General features: G+C 28.5%; 5 protein-coding genes and 1 pseudogene. 1 reads left to right on the plus strand and 5 read right to left on the minus strand.

From position 1 onward, the window contains the following. Nucleotides 1-379 (minus strand): annotated as a pseudogene (locus KA830_RS10905) (replication initiation factor domain-containing protein); the annotation flags it as partial. 290 nt (nt 380-669) lie between these two features. Further along, the gene (locus KA830_RS10910; RefSeq protein ID WP_210122492.1) at nt 670-885 is read right to left on the minus strand and encodes a hypothetical protein; all 216 of its coding nucleotides are present in this window, start codon (nt 883-885) and stop codon (nt 670-672) included. 82 nt (nt 886-967) lie between these two features. Between KA830_RS10910 and KA830_RS10915 the strand changes: the two genes are divergently transcribed. Continuing rightward, nucleotides 968-1435 carry a hypothetical protein gene (locus tag KA830_RS10915; protein WP_210122493.1) on the plus strand — a complete coding sequence of 156 codons (468 nt, stop codon included), beginning with the start codon at nt 968-970 and terminating at the stop codon, nt 1433-1435. Between the two features lie 254 nt (nt 1436-1689). On the opposite strand, the gene mobV is transcribed toward KA830_RS10915, so the two are convergent. The 3 genes from mobV to KA830_RS10930 form a co-directional block, all read right to left on the minus strand. Further along, nucleotides 1690-2943 (minus strand): MobV family relaxase, encoded by a 1254-nt coding sequence (gene mobV, locus KA830_RS10920; protein WP_210134251.1) that lies wholly within the window; start codon nt 2941-2943, stop codon nt 1690-1692. 314 nt (nt 2944-3257) lie between these two features. Next, nucleotides 3258-4019, minus strand: a complete 762-nt coding sequence (gene ant(9) / locus KA830_RS10925) for an aminoglycoside nucleotidyltransferase ANT(9) (RefSeq protein WP_031901094.1) — start codon at nt 4017-4019, stop codon at nt 3258-3260. Between the two features lie 25 nt (nt 4020-4044). Further along, on the minus strand, nt 4045-4611 hold a 567-nt coding region (locus tag KA830_RS10930), incomplete at its 5' end, for a replication initiation factor domain-containing protein (RefSeq protein WP_210134252.1).

Consider the following 4611-nt stretch of genomic DNA (forward strand, 5'->3'; position numbering starts at 1 on the left):
GTTTTAACCAAAGCATTTCTTCATGTGTAAGTTTATTCGGATTAAATTCAACACGCATGTTACGTCTATCCCAAGTATCTGCTTTCACTTTGTCATATTCAATATATACTTTTTCTTGTAGAGCTTTAGCTTTAAATTTCGTTTGTAGTATATCCCAAAGTCTAATTTGTGGTTCAATACTCATAAATTCGGATAGCTTGTGAGCATTGCTTTTATTAAGATTTCCAACAATTGTCATAGCATCAAAGCTCAATTTTGGGTCAGATATGCACACAGTATGTGCGTGTAACCGGCTATTAGAGTAGCCGGTTAACGAAAAATTACACTTTTCTTGATCTGCGCTTTTCTTTGATAAAATTTCTTGCTCTTTTTTACTCATAAAAAATCGACTCCTTAATTTAATTTAAGAAGTCGCTCACCCAAATATATATCTTGAAGAATAAACATATATCGTTTAATATCTAGATATACAAAAATTACAAAACACATTGCATATGTTTTCTTTTGGATAAGTCGCTATCACAAACTTTGGTCGGGGAGTGAGCGACTTCTTTTTATTTGTTTATTAATATAACACTATCAAAAGACTTGGTCTAACTAGATTAAGTCTTTTTTGTTTTTTAAATTACAATACTTGTAACAAAATCAAATATCAGATATAAGAACTGATTAAATAATCATTAACAAAACAGAAAGAATAATTATAGCCACAATTAATATAATAAAATCTTTCTTACTTCTCTTTTTATAAGCAACAAAGAATAAAAATATAAATAGAACACCTAAACATATATAAGCTAACCAATTTAATCCAGACAAAAAGCTAATAAAAGCTATTATTATAAAAACAATTAATGCTATTTTAATCATTTTTTCATAAGTCATAAAATTCTCCTTTTTTATTTTGAGTATTGAAATAATATATTTTTTGTTAAACTCTTACAAAAATATATTATAGAGGTGTAAAATGAATAGTTTAATAAGAAAAATAGGTACCGTAACAATTTCTCTAGTAATGTTATCTACAATAACAACATCTTTTGTCGTAAATCAAAATACAGGTGATAAATTACATAATACTGCTGAAGCAGCTGGTGGTTGGAAGTATAACACTACTAAAACCGGAAACACATCAGGTAATAAAATAGCTCAACAAGCTGGAGCAGCAGGAGTATTAGGTGCATTAGGCGTAGCTGCAGGAGCTAGTGTAGCAGCTGCATCAATCCTTTCTTCAGGCCAAGTCTTATCATCAAAAGCCCTTTCTAGTACTAAAACTGTATATTACACTGATAAGATATATCAAAGAAAAACATTACAAGGCCCTGAATTTAAACATGTAATTACTTTTTACAAAAACAAAAGTAAAACTAAAAAAATTGGAACAACATCAATACTTCAAAAAACAGTAGTAAAAGGCGAATCAGGAAAAAAATAAAAACACTCTGATTGCTTTATTCCAATTCCTCTATTTGCCGACGATTCTGCGCTCCTTAATAATCCTAAAGCTGTCCATCGGTCGTTTTAATAGCTGACGCTATTGACCGCTGGCGCTTTAAGTCTAATTAAGGGCTCTCATCGACAAATAGATTTTCTCGGCATAAATGCGTGTTATAATACATGTGCCGTTTAGTACCATTAATACTAGATTGTATTTAGTTAAGCCTTTATCTATTCTGATAAGGTCTTTTATTATCTAGTCATACCTCTATCACGCTCCTGATTATTTTTTTGCTCTCGTTCTTCTGGATAGTGTTGTGGGTTATCTCTTTTGTCTATAGAACGAAAGATATCCGTAACCATCTCATTATCTTTTCCTATACCTCGCACTCTTTCAACATATTTTTCCCTACCCAGTATATGTTGTAATTCTTTTAGTAATGCAGACATCATTTCTTTAAACAATGCCAAAAGCTTATCTTTAGCATTAACCTTAGTTTTTAAATCTTTATTTTCCTCTTTTAAATTTTCATTTTCTTTTTTCAAACCTTGATACATTTCATATGTTTCTAAAAAATTATCTCTAGTCTTTTTATAATCACGCTCTAACCCTTTTATTTTTTCACCCGACTTAATACGCTCATAATCATCTGTAATAGTTTTAGCTGCTTTTACTTTTTTATCAAATTCATAAAAATCATCTTGATGTATAATCATATTTCCAGTTTCTTGTGTTTCTTTGCTAAACAATCCACCTACTTTTTCCTTTTCAAGCTCATATGGAATGTTTATAGGCGTTTTAAGCGTATTTAACGATTTTTGATACTCTTGCATCAATTTATCGGTTTTTTGTCTTATATGCCCTAATTTTTGGCTCTCACGTTCATATTCTTGCTTATGATATTCTGTTTTTTGTTTATACTGGCTCATTTGCTCATGCTTTGCATTTGTAAATTGTCTTGATTGTCCGCGTTCCAAATCATAACCACGTTGATTAACATATTCGTTAAATCTATCTTGAAACTCTGTTAAGGCTTTTTTATTACCTACAACTTCTTTAGCACTTAAACGACCATCATCAGTTATTGGAACGACACCATAATGCATATGTGGTGTTTTTTCGTCCATATGCACCATTGCATATAACAAATTATCTTTACCGTATTCTTGTTCTAAAAACTCTTTAGCATGTTCAAAAAATCGTTTTGTATCTTCTGGTGTTTTATTATTAAAAAATTCATTATCTGATGTAATTAACCCATCAATATGTTTAACTGCGTCTGTTCTTATTTTTCTTTTACCTGTATAATTCTGTTCTATTTTTTCTTCAATCAAGTTATTAAAATTTTGGTTATTATCATTTACTAAATCATAATTTAAATGTGTTTTACTATGGTCTATATCTTCGTTTTCATAATTATTATTTTCTCTTTGAACATGTTTTTGAATGCCAGTTGTATTTGTTCCAGATTTTACTTTTGAAACTCTAACAATGGAATAAGACATATAAAAATCACTCCTAAGCATAATGATTTCACGTGCATTTAATATTTTAAGTCTAACATACTAGACTTATTTTGAAATAAGTCATTAAACCGTATGCTCTGCGAGGCTAAAACATGTTTTTGTGCAAGCACAAAAAATGGACTGAACAAGTCAGTCCATAAGTTCAAAACCAAATTCAAAATCAAAACACCAGCAACCAAAATAGTGGTTGTTAAATATAAAGATCAAAACTAAAACAACATATATTCAACTACTTACTTTCTTTTTCAAAATTTAAGGAATACTTGATATTGCAAATATCACAAAAGCTATTATCATAATTTATAATTCAAATAAGCATAAAGTTTTTTAATGACACTCTTAACAGGAAAAAGTTCCCAATCAACGCTATTACCATTTTTATAACTAGAAATAGCTAAACTTATTAAATTATTTTCTTCAATTGATAAATTTTCTATTATCATACTGCCAGCTAAATCTTTTGAATAAAACTTACCTGTTTCATAAGTTACGATCATACGACAAAGGGTTAAAATAACATTTGTTTCATCACCATAAAAATCTTTTATCAATTCTTTAGAACTTTCCTTTATAGCTTTTTGTAAATCAATAAATGGAACATCAGGAATTAAGTTATTAATATTATTTTCGCCATAAATTGATATTGAAGAAAGCTTGGCTTGATATAATAATATTGTTAAATCAATGTTGTTATTCTTTTCTGGAATAAAATAATTTAAATAATCTTCTCTAAGCCATTCCCCATAGATAAACTCTTCAATAGGTGGATAAGACCAATTTTCATTTTCATGATAATTAAGCACAGTTAATTCTATATATTTTAAACTTGTATCTTCACCAATTTCTTTAGAGATAGGCATAATTTTCGAAATTAATATTCTTTTTTCTTCTTTAGTCATATCTCTATTTATTATCACTAGAAAATCAACATCACTATCTTTTTTTAAACCCCCTTTAACATAAGAACCATATAAATAGACTCCTAATAAATCTTTTGAAAACAATCGTTTCAATTCTATTAAAACATTATCAATTTGCTTATTTGGTTCCTCCATTATTGACTCCTCTCATCTTTAAATATTATTTCCAAAATCTAAATTCACGTTGCCAAAAATCAATCTGCTTTTGCAATTGTTTTTCGTTCTCTTTTAAAGTCGATTTCATTAAATTTGTTAAATCAATTGGAGAAATTTCTTTAATCAATTTCTTATATTTTGTTCTAGAATTTCTGTGAAGTTTTCCCCATTCTTCTTCGTCATTTAACAACATAAAAACAATTGCTCTGTCAGATGTTCGTTCAATACTTTTCCAATCGGGTTTCAAAATATGTAAATCATTAAAACAATCATTCCAGTAATCAACCATATCTCTTTTTAATTCAATTTCTACACGCCATAAATATTCTGAAACAATTTCAATATCTGCATTATCTTTACGTTCTTGTTTTTTATTATAAATTCTAATAAATCTATCACTGTCACGAACACCAAAATATTTCGTTTCTGGTTTACCATTACGACCATAAAAAATAGTTTTCTTAACTGCTTTATCAGTCATTGCATAGTAATCACTCAAATCATCTTCAAAATCAAAAGCTAAATCTAATCTTGTAAAACCATCATCTTCCATGTAGTCGATAATGTTTTG

The organism is Staphylococcus sp. GDY8P119P (genome assembly GCF_017892075.1).
GTDB lineage: Bacteria > Bacillota > Bacilli > Staphylococcales > Staphylococcaceae > Staphylococcus > Staphylococcus ureilyticus.